At 42.3% G+C, this 21,672-nt stretch carries 18 protein-coding genes; 9 read left to right on the top strand and 9 right to left on the bottom strand.

Annotated features, from left to right (window positions below):
* Positions 1-172: 172 nt before the first annotated feature.
* Together H5993_RS07100 and H5993_RS07095 are read right to left on the bottom strand one after the other, a co-directional pair.
* Positions 173-694 (bottom strand): DUF1836 domain-containing protein, encoded by a 522-nt coding sequence (locus tag H5993_RS07100; protein ID WP_204776803.1) that lies wholly within the window; start codon positions 692-694, stop codon positions 173-175.
* Between the two features lie 89 nt (positions 695-783).
* Positions 784-1,302, bottom strand: coding sequence for a saccharopine dehydrogenase related protein (locus H5993_RS07095; RefSeq protein WP_204776802.1), 519 nt, complete (start codon positions 1,300-1,302; stop codon positions 784-786).
* Positions 1,303-1,400: 98 nt separating this feature from the next.
* Here H5993_RS07095 and nrdI point away from each other — a divergent pair, with 98 nt between their 5' ends.
* A complete protein-coding gene (gene nrdI / locus H5993_RS07090; RefSeq protein ID WP_204776801.1) occupies positions 1,401-1,874 on the top strand; it encodes a class Ib ribonucleoside-diphosphate reductase assembly flavoprotein NrdI in 474 nt (157 codons plus the stop codon).
* A gap of 69 nt (positions 1,875-1,943) precedes the next feature.
* Here nrdI and H5993_RS07085 read toward each other — a convergent pair whose 3' ends face one another.
* Positions 1,944-2,363, bottom strand: coding sequence for a VOC family protein (locus tag H5993_RS07085; protein ID WP_204776800.1), 420 nt, complete (start codon positions 2,361-2,363; stop codon positions 1,944-1,946).
* 161 nt (positions 2,364-2,524) lie between these two features.
* Between H5993_RS07085 and H5993_RS07080 the strand changes: the two genes are divergently transcribed.
* The 3 genes from H5993_RS07080 to gndA all read left to right on the top strand — a co-directional run bounded on the left by H5993_RS07080 (position 2,525) and on the right by gndA (position 7,113).
* Positions 2,525-3,709, top strand: a complete 1,185-nt coding sequence (locus H5993_RS07080) for a CynX/NimT family MFS transporter (RefSeq protein ID WP_204776799.1) — start codon at positions 2,525-2,527, stop codon at positions 3,707-3,709.
* A gap of 191 nt (positions 3,710-3,900) precedes the next feature.
* Entirely contained in the window at positions 3,901-5,382 is a 1,482-nt protein-coding gene (zwf, locus tag H5993_RS07075; RefSeq protein ID WP_204776798.1) for a glucose-6-phosphate dehydrogenase, read from the top strand.
* 294 nt (positions 5,383-5,676) lie between these two features.
* Positions 5,677-7,113 (top strand): NADP-dependent phosphogluconate dehydrogenase, encoded by a 1,437-nt coding sequence (gene gndA / locus H5993_RS07070; protein ID WP_204776797.1) that lies wholly within the window; start codon positions 5,677-5,679, stop codon positions 7,111-7,113.
* Positions 7,114-7,327: 214 nt separating this feature from the next.
* On the opposite strand, the gene H5993_RS07065 is transcribed toward gndA, so the two are convergent.
* Positions 7,328-8,242: a PLP-dependent cysteine synthase family protein gene (locus tag H5993_RS07065; protein WP_204776796.1), complete on the bottom strand. Its 915-nt coding sequence runs from the start codon at positions 8,240-8,242 to the stop codon at positions 7,328-7,330.
* A gap of 307 nt (positions 8,243-8,549) precedes the next feature.
* On the opposite strand from H5993_RS07065, the gene H5993_RS07060 reads away from it, so the two are divergent.
* Complete coding sequence (locus H5993_RS07060) at positions 8,550-9,692, top strand: glycerate kinase family protein (protein WP_180870982.1); 1,143 nt, start codon at positions 8,550-8,552, stop codon at positions 9,690-9,692.
* 66 nt (positions 9,693-9,758) lie between these two features.
* On the opposite strand, the gene H5993_RS07055 is transcribed toward H5993_RS07060, so the two are convergent.
* Positions 9,759-10,226, bottom strand: coding sequence for a universal stress protein (locus tag H5993_RS07055; RefSeq protein WP_180870984.1), 468 nt, complete (start codon positions 10,224-10,226; stop codon positions 9,759-9,761).
* Positions 10,227-10,409: 183 nt separating this feature from the next.
* On the opposite strand from H5993_RS07055, the gene H5993_RS07050 reads away from it, so the two are divergent.
* On the top strand, positions 10,410-10,877 hold the full coding sequence (locus tag H5993_RS07050; RefSeq protein WP_180870986.1) for an Lrp/AsnC family transcriptional regulator: 468 nt from the start codon (positions 10,410-10,412) through the stop codon (positions 10,875-10,877).
* 63 nt (positions 10,878-10,940) lie between these two features.
* Here the strand turns inward: H5993_RS07050 and H5993_RS07045 are convergent, their stop codons facing one another.
* The 4 genes from H5993_RS07045 to H5993_RS07030 all read right to left on the bottom strand — a co-directional run bounded on the left by H5993_RS07045 (position 10,941) and on the right by H5993_RS07030 (position 15,955).
* Entirely contained in the window at positions 10,941-12,260 is a 1,320-nt protein-coding gene (locus H5993_RS07045; RefSeq protein ID WP_204776795.1) for an MATE family efflux transporter, read from the bottom strand.
* Positions 12,244-12,705 carry a GNAT family N-acetyltransferase gene (locus H5993_RS07040; protein WP_204776794.1) on the bottom strand — a complete coding sequence of 154 codons (462 nt, stop codon included), beginning with the start codon at positions 12,703-12,705 and terminating at the stop codon, positions 12,244-12,246. The genes H5993_RS07045 and H5993_RS07040 overlap by 17 nt, the downstream gene beginning before the upstream one ends.
* Positions 12,706-12,846: 141 nt before the next feature.
* The gene (gene pepF, locus H5993_RS07035; protein ID WP_204776793.1) at positions 12,847-14,670 is read right to left on the bottom strand and encodes an oligoendopeptidase F; all 1,824 of its coding nucleotides are present in this window, start codon (positions 14,668-14,670) and stop codon (positions 12,847-12,849) included.
* Position 14,671: 1 nt separating this feature from the next.
* Positions 14,672-15,955, bottom strand: coding sequence for a dicarboxylate/amino acid:cation symporter (locus tag H5993_RS07030; RefSeq protein WP_204776792.1), 1,284 nt, complete (start codon positions 15,953-15,955; stop codon positions 14,672-14,674).
* Between the two features lie 287 nt (positions 15,956-16,242).
* On the opposite strand from H5993_RS07030, the gene H5993_RS07025 reads away from it, so the two are divergent.
* From H5993_RS07025 to H5993_RS07015, 3 genes are all read left to right on the top strand, one after another.
* Entirely contained in the window at positions 16,243-16,932 is a 690-nt protein-coding gene (locus tag H5993_RS07025; RefSeq protein ID WP_180870995.1) for a DUF6198 family protein, read from the top strand.
* A gap of 231 nt (positions 16,933-17,163) precedes the next feature.
* Positions 17,164-19,098, top strand: coding sequence for a sugar MFS transporter (locus H5993_RS07020; RefSeq protein WP_180870997.1), 1,935 nt, complete (start codon positions 17,164-17,166; stop codon positions 19,096-19,098).
* Between the two features lie 95 nt (positions 19,099-19,193).
* Positions 19,194-21,416, top strand: a complete 2,223-nt coding sequence (locus H5993_RS07015) for an alpha-galactosidase (RefSeq protein WP_180870999.1) — start codon at positions 19,194-19,196, stop codon at positions 21,414-21,416.
* The last annotated feature ends 256 nt before the right edge of the window (positions 21,417-21,672 follow it).

Raw genomic sequence — 21,672 nt, 5'->3', positions numbered from 1 at the left:
TAAATTCTTATTTAGATCAGGTTTGTTTAGTGTACGCTAATTTTCGATAACTTTTCGCTTGACTAATCGTAGGAAGAGGGGCCGGGAAGAAACATTGGTTTCTTCCCGGCCTCTTTGGATTCCCGAATATTATTCAACGACTACGGCCTGAGACCACCCGCTAGCGTCTTTTTTAAACTTTTTTCACTTCAACGGGTTGTTGTTGACGCTTCATCTCTTCCAGTAGCTTCGTTGCTAACATCCGTTGGTAAGCTGTTTGGGCAGCTAGTCGTAATAACTCATCATTACCAGGGTTAACGTGCCCTTGAGGAGCCGTCTCACCTAATAGGAGAGCATTAAAATGTTCCACAAAGCGGTTATACGTTGCTTGTGGGTAATCGTTAATCGTTAACTGGTCTAGCGCTTCTTTAATTGCCGTTAACGGATAAATATTCTTTAGCAAGGCAATTACCATTACCGCAGCAACTTGATAACGTGAGTATTTCTTCTTTACTGGTGCCATAATGACACCTTTTTTAACATAGTTGTTAATCATTGATTTAGTAATGGGACTTACGCCCAAGCTAGCGCAACGATCATTAATCACTGCAATTAACTGGTCAATATAGAGATTTAATTCCGGCAGTTCTTCCCAACGACGCAATTGGCTTGAAGCTAATCGTTTCCGCCAAGCTTCATACTTTTCAAGGTTCACGCTAACTTCCCCCTTCAATGTTATTTTCTTAATTATACCTTAGCTGGTTCCAACAATCTATTAACTAGTTTTTAAAACTAGTTAAATTTCTAATCAGCTACTCCAATTGATTGGTTTAAGTATTTATCCGTCGTCAAAGCTTCAGCAAAAACTTTCACTAAGGTATCTTGGGGCGTAACTTGACCCAGTAACGATTGACCTTCTTGATAAATTTTTCCCGTAATTCTTTGCTTAGTTAGCGGTAAAACGCGAATAACGGTATATGGAAATTCTAATTCATCCACCATCTTAACCGCATAAAGGCCATCGAGCATTAATTGCTGACCTTTTTTTCCATACCAAGTTGCTAGTTGGTCAACCGTAGCATCATCAGCGGTTCCTGCCGGGGCCAACATCACAATTTTTTGAATTTTAGCGGATGCTTGGTCAACCCACTCCACTAATTTTTCAACCCCCAAATCTGGAGTATCAAAATTAGGAATCCATCCCAAAACTAAGTCAGGTGAAAAATTAATTTTCCAATTATTGATTGGTTTACATTCGACTAATGAGCCAATTTGTTCTCCTAGACCAGTAACCGATTCATCAATTAATTTAATTTCAATCATGATAACTTTCCTCGTAAAAATAAAGCTTATTTCATTTTAATTTTTCAATAAAACGCGTACAATAGATTATCAAAGACTAACTGAATGAGGTAATTAACATGAACGATCTTAGCATTCTTTTCATTTCAATTGAAGGAAACACTCGCTCTTTTTTAAAGCGCTTGGTTTCATACGCTGAACAACAACACATTATCAATAAGGCTGATCCGGCAGTTACTCTAAAAGAAATTACCGATCAAACTTTACCAGCTAAGGAAACCCAACCTTTCTTTATCTTCGTTCCGACTTACCTCGATGGCGGTAATGGTTTTGATTCTGGCTTTACCGAAATGATGACTAATTCCTTGGGAGAATATGTCGAACAAAACGATAACACTAAGCTTTGTATGGGAATCGTTGGCTCTGGTAACAAAAACTTCAACGAACAATATTGTCTAACGGCTCGTGAATATTCTGCCAAGTTTAATGTACCTTTCCTCGCTGACTATGAACTCCGGGGAACCGATCGAGATGTCGAACGAATTTATGGTGTTCTTAAACAACGGGCAAGTGAATTTGAAAGTGAAAAGTAAGTAAAAGAGAGGGGCTAAGAAGAAGAAACGCGCGTTTCTTCTTCTTAGCCCCTCTTTCATCTCCGAACGTTACTCAGTAACTACAAACCACGTGATTCCATAACGATCCACAATTTGTCCCAACTGACCATAATACTGATGTGGCCCAAATGGCATTGTTACCCGCAATTCTTCTGAGCTAGCCAAATGGTTGAAAAATTCCCGTGCAGCTCCTTCATCGCCATCAAAATTCAATAAAATTGCCACTAAAGATGAAGGCTGTGGATTGTTCATTGTCGCATCCGCACAGATAATTTTTTGTCCAGCAACCGTAAATTCTCCTAGTGCGGTTGTCTCTTCAAGATCGGTCACTTCTAACCCCAAGCTGGTTACTTGTGCTTCACTAAGAGGGTTGTGAGTAATAATTTTGGCCCCGAAAACTTCCGCATAGTAGGCCATTGCTTCCTTTGCATTTTCAAAAGTTAAAAACGGATATAATTTTGCCGTCATCATTTTCCTCCGATTTAAGATCTCAACCATTGTATTATTTTGTAACGATTTCGTCAATTTCTCCAAAATCCGAGGATCAAAATCAATCCTTTTGCTTCTGAATTTATGGTTTTAGTAAAACGTTATATGTGCTAAAATATAGTGACTTTAGTACGAAAGGAATGACAACTTTGAACCAAACCAAACGTCAAGGCTTTTTCTTAGTCCTTGGTATCTTTCTCCTCGGAGCTTGTATGCGGTCACCATTTACTTCATTACCATCTGTTGTAAACGAAATTGCTAATAGTTTTCACATTCCAGTAACCGAGTTGGGAATCTTAACCACCATCCCCTTAATCTGTTTCGGCCTTCTTTCCTCACTTGTTCCAGGATTAAGCCAGCGTTTTGGCAACGAAATTACCATCGCTTTTGCCTTAGCAATTTTGATCTTAGGTTCAATTTTACGGATCTTTTCGCTTTCGGCCTTAATGATTGGAACCGTCTTAATTGGGATTGCAACTACTTTTATTAATGTTTTATTACCTGCAATCATTACGGAAAAAATGCCTGATCGGATTGGACCGATGACTAGCCTTTACAATGTTTCCCTCACTATGTTTAGTGCCTTAGGAGCTTATTTGATTACCCCAATCACTCACGCCACCAGTTGGCAATTTGGGATCATCATCTTGACATTGCTAGTCACAATCACCTTAATTTTATGGTTCCCCACCGCAAAGAAAAGTCAGCCAGTCTCTCAAACCATGGCGCTCGAAAAGGGTCATAATATGTACACCAACCTCCGCGCTTGGTACTTACTCCTCTACTTTGGCCTTTCTTCATTCGTTTTTTATACCACTGTTGCCTGGCTTCCAAGTATCGCTATGGATCATGGTCTTTCAAGTAATAGCGCTAGTTTAGTAGCAGGGCTCTTCCAACTTTTCTCAATGCCAACTGCTTTCATCGTTCCAATGTTAGCAACCAAAGTTAAAAAACGCGGGAAAATTGTCTTTGTTGCTGGGCTACTCACAATCTTCGGTTACCTTGGTCTTCTTCTACCAACTAGTAGTTTGTCCTACTATGTCCTGATCGCCCTACTACTAGGTTTAGGAACAGCTTCGACCTTTGGCTTGATCATGACACTCTTTGGGCTTAAAACTAATAATCCGGCTGATACCCGGTCCCTTTCCGGGATGGTTCAATCACTTGGTTACTTACTCGCTGCCATCGGTCCTTGGTTAACTGGAAATTTGAAGGCAACCGCTGGCAACTGGCAAGTAGCAATTATCGTTACGATTTTAATCTCAATCATCTTCACAGTTTTCGGCTTATTTAGCGAGCAACATGATCAAATTATTGAAAAATAATTTTAACCTAGACCAATTTTGATTGACGTTTAACAATTGCCGCCAATTATTGTTTCACTCTATCCTTTCCATTCTTCAAAGTTTTTGTTTTTAGGGTTTCTGACCCCTGTTTTTCGTGCAGAGCTAGGCAAGAGAGTATATAATTGTTACCGTTAGAGCGAATTTATTTAAATTCTAGAGGAGTGAACACATTGGCTACGGAAAACATTGCTTTGATTACTTTATTTGGGGCTGCCGGTGACCTTGCCCACCGTAAGCTCTACCCATCCCTTTTTAAGCTTTACCAAAAGGGATACCTTGCGGAACACTTTGCTTTACTTGGTACTTCTCGTCGGGAAAAGACGGACGAAGAATTCCAAGCTTTAGTTGCTGATTCAGTCAAGGATATTCCTGAAACTAAGAACGGCGAAGCTGCTGCCTTCACGAAGCACTTCTTCTACCAAGCCCATGACGTTACTAAGCCTGAGCACTACGCAGTACTTAAGGAACGTTTGGCTAAGTTAGATAAACAATTTGGCACGCAAGGCAACCGCCTCTTCTACATGTCAGTTGCTCCGCAATTCTTCGGAACGATTGCCATGAACATCAAGAAGCAAAACCTTTTGACTGATGAAGGCTACAACCGTTTGATCATGGAAAAGCCATTTGGACGTGATTTTGCTTCTGCTAAGGCTTTGAACGACGAATTGTCACAAACCTTTAACGAAAACCAAATCTTCCGGATTGACCACTACCTTGGGAAGGAAATGGTTCAAAACATTCAAGCCCTCCGGTTTGGAAATACAATCATTGAATCCCTTTGGAACAACCGTTACATCGACAACATCCAAGTTACCTTAAGTGAAAAGCTTGGGGTTGAAGAACGGGCCGGTTATTACGATAATTCTGGGGCCCTGCGGGACATGGTTCAAAACCATATTATGCAAGTGGTTGCTCAATTGGCAATGGAACAACCTGTCTCCTTCACTGACAGCGATGTTCGGGTTGAAAAGATCAAAGCCCTTCGTTCCTTACGGGTTTACACCCCATCCGAAGCGGCTTCTAACTTTGTTCGTGGTCAATACGCCGCTGGTGACAACACCCCAGCTTACCGTGACGCTGATGGCGTTCCATCAGATTCATCAACCGAAACTTTTGTAGCAGCTAAGCTTTTATTTGATAACTACCGTTGGTCTGGTGTACCATTCTACGTTCGGACTGGGAAGAAGTTAGCTGACAAGTTTACTCGGATTGATGTTGTCTTCCGGAAGCCATTAATTGACATCTTTGCTAACCCACGGATGGTATCAGAACAATCACTTAAGAGTAATGTTTTGACGATCTATGTTGAACCAGAATCTGGTTTTGCATTGCGGGTTAACGCTAAGAGCGCCGGTCAAGGTTTCAAGACGGAACCAGTTGACCTTAAGTTCTTACAATCAGCTGATGAAAAGAAGGAAGCCCCTGAACCATACGAACGCCTTTTCCACGATGCTTTGGAAGGCAACCACACTAACTTTGCTTCATGGGCTGAAATTGCTTATGCTTGGAAGTTCGTTGATGTTGTTCGGAAGCTTTGGGACATTGAAGAACCTCAATTCCCTAACTACGCCCCAGGTTCGATGGGACCAGCTGCTTCTGACGAACTTCTCGCTCGTGATGGTCGGGCTTGGATTTACAAGTTGAACAAGTAGAAAGTGGTCGGCAGAAAAACTATCTAGTGACCTCAGTTTCTGAATAACATTCAAAGAGACGAGAAAGGCAGGCGAGAAACACACGTTTTTCCCCTGCCTTTTATTTTTTTGGTTCTTTGCGAGAAAAATTTTAAGGGCCTTTTTTAAAACTAAACCCTTTGGCAGTCTTGATGTTAGCGCTTACCACAAAAATAAGTTTGCTCAACGATTATCAAAAATATTTCCGTTTTATTTTTGATCTGCTATAATAGGTGCCGTAATATGTTTATTTAGATTAAGGAGTGTGACAACACAATGTCAGATCAAAAGGCACAAATTGGTGTTATCGGTCTTGCCGTCATGGGTAAGAACCTTGCCCTCAACATCGAAAGTCGTGGTTTCACGGTTGGAGTATACAATCGTCACCGCAACCGGACTGATGAAATGATGCGCGACCACAGCGAAAAGAAGCTGGTTCCAAGTTACACGATCGAAGACTTCGTTAACTCTTTGGAAAAGCCTCGGCGGATTCTCATGATGGTTAAGGCTGGTAAGGGTACTGACGCCGTTATCGATGAATTAATTCCATTGCTTGACAAGGGTGACGTTTTGATCGATGGTGGGAACACGAACTTCCACGACACCATGGCTCGGAACGCTAAGTTGGACAAGTCCGGTATTAACTTCATCGGTATGGGGGTTTCCGGTGGTGAACTTGGTGCCCTCCAAGGTCCTTCCTTGATGCCAGGTGGCCAAAAGGAAGCTTACGACTTGGTTGCTCCTATCCTTACTCAAATCGCTGCTAAGGCTGAAGACGGTAAGCCATGTGTTACCTACATTGGCCCTAACGGTGCCGGCCACTACGTAAAGATGGTCCACAACGGGATTGAATACGGAGACGAAGAATTAATCGACGAAGCCTACAATGTTATGCGCAACGTCCTTGGCCTTTCTGTTGACGAAATGGCTGACATCTTCGCTGACTGGAACAAGGGTGAATTGGATTCCTACCTTGTTGAAATCACGGCTGACATCCTTACTCGGAAGGATGACTTGGGCGACAAGAACACGCCAATCGTTGACATGATTCTTGACCGTGGGGCTAACAAGGGTACTGGTAAGTGGTCTTCTGAAACTGCCCTCGATGGTGGTGCCCCACAATCAGTTATCACGGAAGCTGTTTACGCTCGTTACATCTCCATGTTGAAGGACGAACGGGTTGCCGCAAGCAAGGTTCTCCCTGAAGATGTTGAAAAGGTTAACCTTTCTGACGACGAAAAGAAGGAATACATCGAAAAGATTCGTGAAGCCCTCTACTTCGGTAAGGTTATGTCTTACGCTCAAGGATTCGAACAAATGCGGATCGACTCCGAACGTTACGATTGGAACCTTCAATACGGCCAATTAGCTCAAATCTGGCGTGAAGGTTGCATCATCCGGGCTCAATTCTTACAAAAGATTACGGACGCCTTTGAAAAGGATCCTGAATTGAAGAACTTACTCTTGGATGACTACTTCAAGGACATTACTGCTAAGTACCAAAAGGCGATTCGGGAAGTTGTTGCCCTTTCTGTTAAGGCTGGTATTCCAGTTCCTGCCTTTGCTGCGGCAATTAGCTACTACGACTCCTACCGGGCAGAAGTTCTTCCTGCAAACTTGCTTCAAGCACAACGGGACTACTTCGGTGCTCACACTTACGAACGGACTGACCGGGAAGGTAACTTCCACTACACTTGGTACGAAGAACAATAATCAACGTGAGTTAAAAATCAAAGAGGGTGGGAAGAAACTCAAGTTTCTTCCCACCCTCTTTGTCATCTCCGAATGTTACTCAGTAACTAAGGTCAAAAAGCACGGCCTTAGCGGATAAGTGCGAACGAAAGGTCGATTCTAATGAATCAACCTTCGTCCTTCTTATCCCAACCAGGCCGTCAAGGAGCTTTTTTCCCAACCTCTTTTTTACATACTAATCATAAATTCCTTCACTCAAATACCGATCACTGCCATCTGGAAAAATAGTCACAATGGTCGAATTAGCTGGCAATTTTTCAGCAACCTTCATACTAGCTACTAGTGCTGCTCCGCTTGAACTACCGACTAAAAGCCCTTGTTCACGAGCTAGTTGCTTAACCGCACTAAAGGCAGCTTGATCACTAATGGTTTGTACCTCATCAATTTTAACATCCGCAAAAAATGGCGGGATAGCTTCCACACCAATTCCTTCCGTCCGGTGCGGATGTTCAGAACCACCATTTAAAATCGAACCCTCCGGTTCTACTGCCACCGTGTATAACGGTGTTACCACTGCTTGTAAAGTTTTTGCTGTCCCGGCAAAAGTTCCTCCAGTTCCTGCACCAGCCACAAATGCTGTTAATGGTTCTGCCCCTAAGTCAGCTAAAATTTCCGGTCCCAGGGTTCGTTGATAAGCAATCGGATTTAAGGGATTCACAAATTGGTTTGGAACATATGCCCCGGGAATTTTGTTTGCTAATTCCAAGGCCTTAGCTGTTGCCCCCTGCATTCCTGCCTTCGTCGGCGTATTGATTACTTCTGCTCCAAGTGCCCGCATTAAAGCTTGCTTTTCGGCACTAAACTTAGCAGGAACCACTAACTTAACTGGTAAATTGTACTGTAGTGCTGCTAAAGCAATCCCAATCCCCGTGTTTCCTGCTGTTGGCTCAATAATCGTTGTCTTTCCGGGAATAATCGCTCCGTTCATTATTCCATGTTTGATCAGCACTTGCCCCAAACGATCCTTAATACTCCCACCTGGATTAAGGTATTCTAACTTAGCTAAAATTCGACTCCCATTTGGAACTGGTAAACTCAATTCTAACAATGGAGTATGTCCAATTAATTCATTAACACTATGAAAAATCATTTTAATAGTCCTTTCTCCAAAAAAAGACGCCCTCCTCTACCTAAAAGGATGGCGTCATTAACATTAATCCCAAATTAATTAACTAACGGAGCGACTTCCGCTATGCAAAAACTGGGACCGCCGTTAATGACGCCCCCTGACAACAAATGATGTTCATTTGCATCGTAAATGTTTGCATTTTTGCTCTCCTTCGTTACTTATTAATAGTAAGTTTACTGGAAGTGTTATCTGCTGTCAATTGGAAATTTCATCTTTACTGTTATTCGTTATAATAAACTTAGCTAATTAAATAGAAAGGACCCCCAACATGAAATTTATAATTGCTCCTGATTCATTCAAAGGTGGCTTAACCGCAAAAGAAGCCGCTCAAGCTATTAAAACTGGCCTGCAACGAGTTTTTCCTGAAGCTGAGTACATCCTCATTCCAATGGCTGACGGTGGCGAAGGAACTGTCCAATCATTAGTCGATGCAACTGCTGGTCAGTTAATTACGACTAAGGTGCACAACCCCCTTAACCAACTGGTCGATGCTCAATACGGAATCCTTGGTAATCAGCAAACTGCCGTTATCGAAATGGCCCAAGCTAGCGGTTTACAATTTGTTAATCAACAAACCGCTAATCCCTTAGTAACGACGACCTTTGGAACCGGGGAACTGATTTTAGACGCCCTTAATCACCAAGTGCAAAAAATCATTATTGGCCTTGGCGGAAGCGCAACCATCGATGGGGGTGCTGGCATGGCTCAAGCCTTGGGAGCACAACTTCTTGATCAGGATGGACACGAAATTGGCTTTGGTGGTGGCGCACTCGATCAACTAGCAACCATTAACCTTGACCAACTTGACTCTCGGCTTAAAACCACCACCATCCAAATTGCTTCTGACGTTACCAACCCCTTAACTGGTGAGAATGGCGCCGCGCCTGTCTTTGGTCCACAAAAAGGGGCCACTTCAGTAATGGTTACGACCCTCGATGCTAACCTACACCACTACGCTGCCGTAATTAAGCAATTCACTGGTGTTGACATCGAACAAGTGCCCGGGGCCGGTGCGGCTGGGGGTCTAGGAGCCAGTTTACTTGCCTTTACTCAAGCCGAGATGGCTCGTGGAATTGAACTTGTAGTTAAAGCAACCCATCTAACAGAGCAAGCTCGCGGAGCTGATTTCGTAATTACTGGTGAAGGTGGTATTGACTTTCAAACCAAATTTGGTAAAACGCCTTTTGGGGTTGCCAGAGCTACTAAAGCAGTTGCCCCAAATGCTCCCGTAATCGTCTTGACCGGTAACGTCGGTAAAGGGGTTGCCAGCTTATATTCGGCTGATGCAATCGATGCAATTTTTGCCACTCCTGCTGGAGCTAAGAGTCTTGATCAAGCCTTAAAAGATGCCCCTAATGATATTGCCCAAACAGCAGAAAACGTGGCCCGCTTAATTAAAGTGGCGCGTTAATAAAAAAATCGAGGTAGCGAAGAAAATCTATTTCCGCTACCTCGATTTTTAATAATTTATTTTGAACTATTCTTCTGGCTTAGCTTGTAAATCCGTCCGAACAACTAGGACATCAATTGCTGCGTTCCGCTTAACGAATGAGGTAACAGAACCAACCATGGCCCGTTGGAGCCGAGACATCCCACTTGCCCCCATCATAATCAAATCATTATTGTGGTCCCGTGGAAAATCAAAAGAAATCACCGTCTTAGGGTTACCCAGCCGAATGTGAATATCAAGGTTATCAAAGCCTTCTTGCTTAGCCTTTTCAAGTAAACTGAGCAGGTATTCACGGGCCTTATCTACCAATTGGTAGGCAATGCTTCCGTCAGACATCCCAGCAAAATTATATGACATTGCCCGGGTATCAATGACGTTCAAAAGGTCAACGTGCGCCCCATTCCGACTAGCAACTGCTAGGGCCTTCCGCAAAGCCATTTCTGCTTGTGCTGATCCATCAACCGGCACGAGAATATTTTCGTATTCTTGATCCATACTTTTTCACTCCATTCACTCAACTCTTATTGTTATTGTACCATATTGCTCACTCTTTAACTGAACGAAAAACAATGAAAATGTTTCCGTTCTTCGGTTGTCGTTGACTTTAACCTACAAATTGTTCTACAATCGTCGTAGTTTAACTCATCGGCTAATGATTCGAAAAAGGAGTATCTCTACATGGACCAAATCGACCGCAAGATTATTAATATGCTCGAAGAAAATGCCCGGGCCTCACTTAAAGAATTATCAGCAGCTTGCTTCATCTCTTCTCCCGCAATTGCCGCTAGAATTGCCAAGTTGGAAAAGAGCGGTATTATTACTGGCTATCATGCTAGCGTTAACTTTGAAAAACTTAATTACCACGTAAAAGCGTTTATTCAAATCCAACTTGAACCGCGGCAAAAAAGTGAATTTTATCCCTTTGTAAAAAAGGTCCCGAACATTATTGAATGTAACTGCGTAACTGGTGATTACTCTGAGCTCCTTGAAGTAGCTTTTAAATCCACTGCTGACCTTGATGAATTTATTAACGATTTACAACGACGGTTTGGTAAAACCAGTACACAAATTGTCTTCTCAACAAGTGTTGACCACCGAGGAATTACTTTTAATAATCCCGAAATTGATGAACCAGAAGAGAGCTAATACTAATTAAGCGACTAGAGGAGCTGCTTTTCACCCTCTAGTCGCTTTTTATATTTAATTCGCTCACAAAGAATTTCTTTGCATTTCTCGAAGTTTACTCCGCATGATAACCCCACCCAAAACCATTACGATGATCTCATTAATCGGCATCGCCGCAAAAACTCCGTTTACCCCGAGGGTAAGCGCAAGAATAACAATTAATGGAATTAAAATCACATATCCTCGTAACAAAGAAAGGTGGAAAGACGTACTTCCTTGGTTAATAGCAGTTAAAAAAATGATGATTAAGATATTAACCGCTGTAAAAACCGTACTGGTAAAGTAAATTGGCATGCCGACCAATGCATACGATAACAATTGGGGTTGATGTTCCGTATTAAATAGATTGATAACCGGCCGCTTAAAGATAATCAAGCTAATCATTAAGATTAAAGCTAAGCCAATCGTTAACCTCAGACCGTGCTTAAAGGCGATAACGGCATTTTTCATTGCATGCTTACCAAATTCTCGACTGGCGATTGGTTGCACCCCTAAAGCCACTCCGTTCGCTGCTGCTAAGGTAACGATTGCAATATTAGCAACGACTCCATAAGCAGCTACAGCATAGTTACCTGCTAGATACAGTAACATCCAATTGAATACATAGACACTAACCCCGCTACTCATTTCGTTCAAGAAGGGGGCAATCCCTAGCCGGGCTGCCGTCTTCAATGTCTGCCACTTAGGGAGACACCAATGCCATTCAAGTTGGCGCTTTTTAAATCGCAGGTGTTGGCTTAAAACTAATAAGCTACAGAGTGGTGAAAAGATTACCGCCAAGGCCGCTCCTTCCATATGTAACCCTAGTTTAAAAATAAAGAACCAATCAATAATAATCACAAAAACCGTTTCCGTTAAGGTTGCTATCATCGTCAAGCTTGGATTACCATCATTTCGAACAAAATTAATCGTGATGTAATTACACATATATAAGGGGGCACTAAAACACATGAAGCCCACATAGGTTCGTCCCAGAGCTAGGGTTTGACGATTTGCTCCTAGTAAATGTAACACTGGATCTAAAAAGATAGTAATTAAACCAATCTCAATTACCCCTAGAATCAAAGCAAAAATTATTAATTGACTGTAAAGCGTCCGCACTCTTTGGGGGTTCTTAACCTTATTTAAGGAGAAATAGGTTGCTCCACCAACTCCCAGTAATAAACCGGTAGCGTTAAAAATATTAAAAAGCGGTAAGGCGAGATTCAAAACCGTTAAGCCCAGCGAGCCAGCAGCAAGCGCAATAAAAAGGGTATCAATAATTACATAGGTTGATAGACCGACGTTCGCCAAAATATTTCGTAAAACATAATGGTTGATTTCCTTCCTAATCGCCATTTTCATTCTTTACTTCTCCGTCTAGTTGCATTTTAACGTGCGGAATACCATCCAATAAAAACACTTCTGAAATCGTTTGAAAACCAAATGAAGCATAGAAATCGCGAAGATAGTTTTGCGCTTCAATTATAATTGATTTCCCGGGAAATAATTGCTTTGTTTTTTCAATTGTAGTTTGGACAAGGACCCGACCATAGCCATTTCCTCGTTTAGCTTTAGGAACGAGGACCCGACCAAAAGTGGCGTATGTCCCTTCGTCCATCATTCGCGTGTAACCGACCAAATGATCTTGATCATCAAACAAACGTAAATGATAAGCGGTAGCATCTTCATCATCAATTTCCTGATAGTAACACGTCTGTTCAACAACAAAGACCCTTACCCGTTCTTTGGCAATCGCTAAGAATTCTCGATTAGTTAGTCCATCTAACTGGTTAACCTTTACTTTCATTGAAAATCCTCCTTTTTCCAAAAAAGCACCCCCTATCTTTCATACCCAAACTTGGGATACCCTAGAGAAAGATGGTTGGTGCTAGTTAATTTTAATCACCCCGGGGAGCAATTAAACCAGTCTATTTAATTGTTTTTTATTTTAGTTAACTGCAGAGCCATTGTCAACCTTAGCTAGCAAAGCTTCAACTTGGTCAAGCCGATGTTCAAAAACCTTTAAGGCTCGTTCAAGGTATTCTGTATTGGTGATATCAATCCCGGCCTGCTTAAGAATTTGGGCTGGCGTTGCTGAACCACCAGCTGACAAGAAAGCTAAGTAACGTTCCTTAGCTCCGGATTCTTCCGCAAGAACTGACGCCGCTAAACTCGTTGAAATCGCCCAAGAAGTAGCGTATTGATAAACATAGTAATTCATGTAGAAGTGTGGTACGTAGGCCCAACTCTGCGTTAAAGTTCCTGTTAATTCAACTGCCGGACCGTAGTACTTCTTTAATAGCTTTTCATTTACCTGGTCCAAATAATCAGCAGTTAAGGTCTGTCCTGCCTGTTGAGTCATGTATGCCTGATGTTCAAATTCCGCAAATTGAGTTTGACGGTAAATCGTCCCAATAAAACCATCAATTGATTGTTCAAGTACATACAGTTGGACCTTTGGATCATCATAATTTTTCAGTAACCAATCCGTTAAAATATTTTCATTAAATGTCGAAGCTACCTCGGCCAAAAAAATTGGTGCATCGGCATATTCGGACGGTTGATGATGTTGGCTAAACCACGAGTGCATCGCATGGCCCGATTCATGAGCCAGAACAAAGGTTGAGTACAACTTATCCGTCCAGTTTAACAGGATAAACGGATTAGCTTGATAAACGCTAATTTGGTAACCGCCGGACCGCTTCCCCTTGTTTTCAGCAACATCAACCCAACGGTTCGCAAATTCTTCCTTTAAACCGGTAACGTATTCGTCCCCAAGCACTTGCATCGCCTTGAGGACCATCTTTTTACCATCTTCATAGCTAGTTTTTAAGATATCCGTTCCTGCCAGTGGGGTGGGAATGTCATATTGATAGAAATGATCTAGTTTGAGATACTTCTTCTTTAAAGCATACCAACGATGCGCTAAGTCAAGATGGGCATTAACCGTTTTAATTAAGTTATCATAGACCGTTTCGTCAATTTGGTTACGCCCAAGTGCTGCCGCCCGGGCCGAAGGATAATTTCGTAATTCTGCCAGGGCATTTTCACTATCAATAAAACTATTGAGGGTGGCCGCAAAGGTATGCCGTAATTGATGATATGGCTTTTGATAAGCTAAGGCCGCTTCTTTACGAACCTTCCGATTCGTTGATTCAGTATATTGACTCCGGTTCCCATGCGTTAATTGAACTAAGTTACCATTTTCATCACGAATCTTGCCAAAATCCAAATCCGCATCGTTTAAGGTGTTGTAAATCTCACTGGCACCATCTAAAGCGTGATTCAACCGTGATAAGAGCCGTTCTTGTTCACCAGCCAATACGTGGGCTTTTTGTTTTTGCAAACTGGTTAATTGGAATTCAAACTCAGCCAAAGCAGGTTCATTCGCTTGCCAGTCAGCTAATTGTTCATCGCTTAATGCCAAAATTTCCGGATCAATAAAAGCCAACTGAGTTTCAATTTGCGTTGCAACTTGAGCGGCTTGCCCAAACAAAGCTGTAGCAGTTGCGTCCGTTGTATCACTATCCCGCCGTAAAAAGGCGTAAACATATTCTTTTTCTAATTCTTCGTCGATTTCCTTAGCTAAGATCAAAACCGTTGCTAATTGTTTAGCTGTGGTGATCTGCCCTTTAAAAGTAGCCAGGTGTTGCGCTTTCTTTGCCGTTGCCTTTAAGGCTTTTTGCATTGCTTCATCATCGGCATATAAAAGGGTCAGGTCCCAGGTTAATTCTGCTGGAACTTCACTTCGTAATGGTAATTGTGTTGTCATCTTATCCCTGTGCTTTCATGTAATTATCTAGATAATGTTCATATTTATTGCGGTCAAGGGCCTTTTCCGATTCCCCAATTACAAGGGTGGCAATTGAATTACCAACCACGTTAACGGCCGTCCGACCCATGTCGACAAACCGGTCAATTCCGGCAATAAAGGTCAAACCAGCTACTGGGACCCCAATTGTCGAAACACTAGCTAATAAGACCACAAAGGAGGCCCCTGGTACTCCAGCCATCCCTTTAGAGGTAATCATTAAGACGACCAGTAAAGTAAATTGGTGCGCCCAGGTCAAGTGTAAGCCGTACGCTTGAGCCAAGAAAAGCGCTGCTAAAGATTGATAAATCGCTGAACCATCAAGGTTAAAGGTATACCCTGTTGGGATAACAAAGGAAGTGATCCCTTGTTCAACCCCCATCTTTTGGGTCTTATCAATCAGCCGTGGAAGCGTAACTTCAGAACTTGCCGTTGAAAAGGCTAAAATAATCTCACTTGCAATTACCTTCATCGTCTTCCAGTAATGCAAATGGAAGATTTTGGCCACAATTCCAAGCACTACCACACAGAAGAAGGCCATCGTCAGGTAAGCAATCAAAATAAAGTAACCAAGTGGTAACAACGCGCTTAATCCCATTTGGGCAATTGTCATCCCAATTAAACCAAAAACCCCAATTGGCGCATACTTCATTACCCAGTTAGTGACCTTAAACATCACTTCAGCAACCGTATTGAGGAAATTGATGACCGGTTTAGCCTGTTCACCAATAGCAGCTAAACCGAGGCCAAAGAAGACGCAGAAGAAGATTACCGGCATCATATCGCCGTCAGCGATTGACTTAAAAATATTGGTTGGAATAATCGCAAGGAGCGTATCCCAAAAGCCGGTATGAGAAGCCGTCTTCGCACTAGCCATGTAAGAAGAAATACTCGTTGCCTGGAGCTTATGAATATCAATGAAGCTTCCTGGATGAGCAAGGTTTCCGACAATTAGCCCTAAGATAATTGCGATCGTGGTTAAAACTTCGAAGTAGATTAACGTTTTTCCCCCAATCCGCCCAAGCTTCTTAATATCACCAATATTAGCTATCCCAACTGTTAAACAAGAAATCACAATTGGCATAACGATCATTTGGATCATTCGCAAAAAGATTGTCCCTAGGCTTTGGAGAATTGTAATAGCTGCTTGATTTTTATAAAACATCGCTCCAACAATAATCCCAGCAATAAGGCCAATCATAATTTGCCACCCTAAAGAGAGGCGACTTAATCGGTAATGCTTCATTCTTTTCCCTCCATGCTAAATGTTTAATAATTCTACTTTACCACATGCTTTTACATTTTTAACCAAGCTTTAATCCTTTTCCTAAAAAAATCCCAACAATACATTTACAGCAGGGGCAAAAAAATTCTCAACGGCCTGGTTTGGACAAAAAGATACGATCGTGGGTGGAAAAATTACTAAGGTCACTAAATTTAAGAGGCTGGGAATTTTTCCACTACTATTAGCAACCAAAATTAAATCTGTGGTAGAGTAAAAGTGATTTTAATTTTTCGAAGGGAGTTTCTTTAATGCCAATCTCACCCCAATCCTCCCGGGTTGCTCGGGCAAATAGTTTTAACGGGCGCTTATCATTTCTAGTGCTTTCAATTTTAATCAACAGTTTCTTCAATGCCTTAACAGTTTCAACCCACTTAGGGAGTGCTATTTGGACAGCTTCCGCGGTAAGTTTAAGTAGTTGGCTTCATTTCTCTCTTGGTAACATTCTCTTCCTTGAAGGAGTAATTGTTGCCTTTGTTAACTTACTTTTACTTGGCCGCTTTGATTATTTTCGCTTAATTCGTAATTTGCTATTCATTACTCCCTTTTCCTATTTGTTAGCCTTTTTCGAGCACATCTTCGTTTTAATTGGTATTCCTAACGTTGGCCTTGGTTGGCGAATTATTTTTGACGTAATCGGTCTCTTCGGCGTTGCCTGCGCCGTTTCCCTCTACCAACGGGCAAACCTAATCATGCATCCAAATGATGATATGCCATATATCCTTCGTTTCCGCTTTCTCCATGGGTCGCCAGTTACTTCTCAATGGTTAAGTAATGTTCCACCCCTTTTGATCGTTTTAATCGTCTTTGCTGTTACTCACCAACTATATTCTTTTGGTTGGGGAACCCTATATAACATTCTCACCCAAGGTGCAATTATTGGTTGGGCCGATAAACATTTTTTACCGATTTTACATCATCATATTGATGTTAAAAATTAAAACATCATTTAGAGCTTTTAAAAAATAAATATTATCATTTTTATTCTCATTTCCTTATCAAATTGGTATAGGTGATGGGAATTATTTTTTATCACATAATTATCAATTCTCAACATTAAGAAAAAGTGAGTAAAATTTTTAGTAAAAAGCATTGACCAATTTAGTGTAAGCGCTTAAAATGCTTAATGTAAACGGTATTTGCATATCTTTATTTTGAGGAGGTACAAATTAATGAGTGAAGGTAGCTCAGGTAAGACGATGGGTTCCCGGATTGCATACTCATTTGGTGCTTTTGGGCACGATATGTTTTATGGGATGCTCTCGACTTACTTCATGATGTTTGTTACTGGACACTTATTCAGTAGCAACGCTGGCGGTGAAGCGACCCGAATGGTCTACTACATCTCCATGATTATTATGATCCTACGGATTGTCGAATTAATTATTGACCCATTTATTGGAAATGTTATTGATAACACCGATACTAAGTGGGGTCACTTTAAACCGTGGGTTGTTGGTGGTGGAATCGTTTCCGCTGTCGCAATCGCAATTCTTTTCACGGACATGGGTGGTTTAACTTACAAGAGTCCATGGCTTTACTTAGTCATTTTTGCAATTCTTTACATTACCATGGATATCTTCTACTCCTTTAACGATATTGCGTTCTGGGGTATGATTCCAGCCATCTCATTTGATTCAGCTGAACGGGAAAAGACGGCGACGTTTGCCCGGGTTGGTTCAACTTTAGGGGGCCAACTGGTTGGGGTTATCGTTATGCCAATCGTTCTCTTCTTCTCTCTTCAATCTAATGGCGGCTCAGGAGACAGCCGTGGTTGGTTTGCCTTTGCTGCTATCGTTGCTACCATCGCTGCGGTAACTGCGATCGGTGTTGGAGTCTTCACTCATGAAAAGGATAACGAGCTCCGAAAGAACACCGAAAAGACTACTTTCCGGAAAGTTATTGGAGTTTTAATCAAAAATGACCAATTGATGGCTATTGCCTTAACGTATGTGTTCTACACGACTGGGGCAACCTTGATGAATTCCTTCCAACTTTACTACTTTACCTACATTTTAGGACACGCCGCAACCTACACGATTTATGCTTTAATCAACGGGTTAATCGGGATCGTTACGGTTTCCCTTTTCCCAGGTTTAGCTAAGAAGTTTAGTCGCCGGAAGGTCTTCTTATACTCCATCTTAGTTATGTTAATTGGTTTGGTAATCTTTGGTTTTGCTGGTAAATCCCTTGCCATGGTTATCACCGGTGGGGTTATCTTCATGTTGCCACAACCATTGATCTTCTTGGTTGTTTTGATGATCATCACCGACTCTGTTGAATACGGACAATTAAAGATCGGGCACCGTGATGAAGGGGTTATCCTTTCGGTTCGGCCATTGCTCGACAAGTTCGGTGGGGCTATCTCTGGTGGGCTAGTTGGTTCCACGGCGGCGGCGGCCGGCATGATTTCTGGTCACACTTACGCTGACATTACTACTCATGGAGTAATCATCTTCAAGTCTATGATGTTCTTAGTTCCAGCTGCTTTGATCTTGATCGGGACAACATTCTTTATCCGCAAGGTTAAGTTGGACGAAAAGATGCATGCTGAAATCGTGGAAGAATTGGAAAAGACTTGGCACCAACACCTTGAAGGTGAAAGTGAAGCCGCAGCCATCGCCGAAGTTAAGGCGGAAACAATTCAATTCCAAGCTCCAGTTGACGGTGAAATTGAACCATTGTCAGCTGTTGCTGCCCCTGCCTTTGCTAACGGTTCAATGGGTAAGGGATTTGCAATTAAGCCTAGCGATGGGCAAATCTTCGCCCCATTCGATGGTGAAGTTGTTGCTGACTTCCCAACCACCCGTCACGCAATTGGACTTCGGAGTGCTAATGGCGTTCCAGTATTGATCCACGTTGGGGTTGATACGATTCAAATGCACGGTACTGGTTTTGTTTCCTACGTTGAAAAGGGACAACATGTTAAGGCCGGTGACAAATTACTTGAATTCTGGGCGCCAGCAATCACTAAGGCTGGCCACGATGATACTGTAATGGTTGCCTTCACGAAGTCAGATGATACACCAGACTACGAGCTTAAGTTCACTAAAGAATCCGGTACCGTTAAGCATGGTGAAAAGATTCTTGAAATCGATAATAAATAATTAATTAGTATCTTTAGAAACTAGTTAGCGCTGAACGGATCCGCTCAAGTTAATCCTTGTCCGGGTCCGTTTTTTACCAGGAAAGGAATATCGTTATGTCAATTCATGTTAATGAAAGTTCAAAAGTTTTTCACCTTCAAACTAAAAAGACCAGTTATATCTTCCGTGTTTTAGAAAATGGCGAACTTGGCCAAGTTTACTACGGTGCTACCGTTCCGGTTAAGGCCAGCTACGATAACCTAACTCGGATGGAAGAACACGATTGTACCAACACCCTTAATGAACAACAAACTGACTTTCAACTCGAATTAATTAAACAAGAATATGCTAGCCTCGGAAAGGGTGACTACCGGGTTCCGGCCTACCAAATTACAGCTGCTGATGGTTCCCGGATTAGTGAATTTAAGTACCAAAGTTATCAATTAGTTGACGGTAAGCAACGCCTAGTCGACCAACCATCTAGTTTTGATGACGACCACCACGACAGCCAAACCCTGACAATCACTTTGATTGATAAACTGCTTCAAATCGAATTAGCTTTACACTACACTGTTTTTGAAGATGAAGACGTAATTGTTCGGAGTGCTACCTTCACAAATAATGGTGATGACGTCTTTATTAATCGGGCAGCTAGCGCCCAACTTGACTTGCCAGATGCTGATTACGACTTCTTACAATTTGCTGGTTCATGGGCGCGGGAACGGCACCTTTACCGGAATCACTTACGGCCAGGAAGTCAAAGCATTGAATCGGTTCGAGCTCACTCAAGTCACCAAGAAAATCCTTTCTTTATCTTGGCTCGGCCTCACACTGATAATAATCAAGGGGCCGCTTACGGATTTAACTTTATTTACTCCGGCAATTTTAAGGACGAAATCGAAGTTGATCAATTTGACACTGCTCGGATAATGGTTGGAATTAACCCAACCGAATTTGGCTGGAACTTGAAGGCCAACACGAGCTTCCAAACTCCAGAAGCTGTTCTTACTTACACTACCGAAGGTTTGAACGCCTTGAGTCAACAATTAGGTCACTTCTATGACCACCACCTGCTTAACCAGCACTTTGTTAAGCAAGAACGACCAATCTTGATTAACAACTGGGAAGCAACCTTCATGGACTTTACTGAAGACAAGTTAATGCCAATTGTTAAGCGAGCTAAGGAACTCGGGATTGAAATGTTTGTCCTTGATGATGGTTGGTTTGGTCACCGGGATAACGATCGTTCTAGCCTCGGTGATTGGTTTACTGATGAAAAGAAATTTACCAATGGCATTGGCGGCTTTGCTCAAAAGGTACACGACCTTGGCTTAAAGTTTGGACTTTGGTTTGAACCCGAAATGATCTCTATTGACAGTCAACTATACTCTGACCATCCTGAATGGATGATCGCTACCCCAGGGCGGACATCAACCCCTGCGCGGCATCAATTTGTTTTAGATATGACCCGGCCAGAAGTTGTTGACTACTTGGTTGAAAAGATTTCAGCCGTAATCGAAACTACTAAACTGGATTACATCAAATGGGACATGAACCGAAGCATTACGGAAATGTATGGGGCAGCACTCCCAGCCAATCAACAACTTGAATTTGCCCACCGGTACATCCTCGGCGTTTACAAGCTCTACGATCGCTTAACAGCGGCTTATCCAAATGTTCTCTTTGAATCTTGTGCATCCGGTGGTGGTCGTTTCGACCTCGGTATGATGTACTATGCTCCTCAAGCTTGGGCTAGTGACGATACTGATGCCATTGAGCGGATCCTAGTTCAAGACGGAACTTCTTATGGCTACCGGCCAAATATGTGGGGAGCCCATGTCTCTGCCGTTCCAAACGACCAAGTTGCCCGGATCACTTCAATTGATACTCGGGCTAAAGTTGCTTACTTCGGTGACTTTGGTTACGAACTTGACATCACCAAGTTAAGTGCTGAAGAACAAGCGACGATCAAAAAACAAGTAGCCTTTTATAAGCAATACCGCTCCCTCTTCCAATTTGGGAACTTCTACCGGTTAGAAACACCCGACACTAGTGACAACGTTTACGGCTGGGAAGTCGTGAATGACGATCAGACCGAAGCCATTGGGGCCCGGTTCCAAATTCTCAATGGTGCTAACCCAGCTTATATTCGGTACTATTTCACTGGCTTAAACCCCGAAATGAATTACCACATTAACGATGACCCTGAAACCTACTCCGGGGCAGAATTAATGAACGCTGGTTACTTTGTACCACGGGTAATGGATCGGACCCAACCAGAAAAGGATCCCGCTGACTTCTATGCCCACCTCTTCGTGGTTAAGGCGATTAAAGAATAGGTTGGGAGAAAATTTTCTTAACGGTCTTAGAGTGAACTAACGTGTTTGACGTTTGCAAACCCATGCAAGATAAGTAGGATCGGGTCAACCATAAGGAAGGTAGTGTCCACTTAGTTACTGCTCAACCGTGGTTTCTGAACAATATTCGGCGATACAAAAGGGTGAGACTGGGAATTTTCGGCTCTTCGTCAACTGGTACTGATAGAATTTTTAAGGCTAAATTGGTCTAGTTTAGGCTGCCCAACGTGGGTGGCCT

Origin of the sequence: Limosilactobacillus alvi, from assembly GCF_016900115.1 — a bacterium.
In the GTDB taxonomy this organism is placed as follows: domain Bacteria; phylum Bacillota; class Bacilli; order Lactobacillales; family Lactobacillaceae; genus Limosilactobacillus; species Limosilactobacillus alvi.
Note: the sequence above shows the minus strand (reverse complement) of the source record. Positions and strands in the feature narration are given on the sequence as shown.